This window comes from Pseudoalteromonas sp. 19-MNA-CIBAN-0066 (assembly GCF_040308705.1).
In the GTDB taxonomy this organism is placed as follows: domain Bacteria; phylum Pseudomonadota; class Gammaproteobacteria; order Enterobacterales; family Alteromonadaceae; genus Pseudoalteromonas; species Pseudoalteromonas nigrifaciens.
The window spans coordinates 1-273 of sequence record NZ_JBEONZ010000206.1 but is presented as its reverse complement, the minus strand read 5'-3'; the positions used below and the strand labels follow the sequence as shown (position 1 = coordinate 273).

1 protein-coding gene is annotated in these 273 nt (G+C 64.5%); it reads right to left on the bottom strand.

The window, feature by feature from the left end; all coding sequences use genetic code 11:
* Positions 1–273, bottom strand: a 273-nt coding sequence (locus AAEZ18_RS18835) for an antitoxin Xre-like helix-turn-helix domain-containing protein (protein ID WP_352255929.1), incomplete at both ends; no start/stop codon positions are given.

The window sequence follows — 273 nt, the reverse complement described above, 5'->3', positions numbered from 1 at the left end:
GGCCTCCTCCTCGCTTTGCCAAACATCCAGCGCCAGATTCCAGACACGGGCGACACGCGCGACGCGCATCCCCTCGTCCGGTGAGAGCCGAAGCGTCGCCTTTCGGCGTTCATAGGTCGCCTTCGGCACCAAGCGATACTTGAACTGGCTGTCATTGGGAGCCAGAAGGTGGACCACGCGCTCCAATGCCGCGACGGGCAACCCTCCCTCTATGCGCGTAATCAGTCCGAGCGGAGAGCGGGCCGCCGCTTCCTTCGCCGGCAAACCCAAGAC